Source organism: Escherichia sp. AM3 (assembly GCF_032029835.1).
GTDB lineage: Bacteria > Pseudomonadota > Gammaproteobacteria > Enterobacterales > Enterobacteriaceae > Escherichia > Escherichia coli.
Window position 1 is genome coordinate 1 of sequence record NZ_JAVUPQ010001239.1, and the last position, 243, is coordinate 243.

The 243-nt window shown below is 49.8% G+C and carries 1 protein-coding gene; it reads left to right on the forward strand.

Annotation, left to right across the window (positions count from 1 at the left end; genetic code table 11):
- Positions 1–243: M60 family metallopeptidase (locus RTW80_RS30475; protein ID WP_312721973.1), on the forward strand; the 243-nt coding region annotated here is incomplete at both ends.

Consider the following 243-nt stretch of genomic DNA (forward strand, 5'->3'; position numbering starts at 1 on the left):
CGTCTATACCACACCGAAGAAGAACCTGAATGCCAGCAATTACACTGGCGGACTGGAGCAATTCGCTAACGATCTGGATACCTTTGCCAGCTCGATGAATGACTTCTACGGCCGTGATAGCGAAGACGGTAAGCACCGGATGTTTACCTATAAAAACTTGCCGGGCCACAAACATCGTTTCACCAACGATGTGCAGATCTCCATCGGTGATGCGCATTCGGGTTATCCGGTAATGAACAGCAG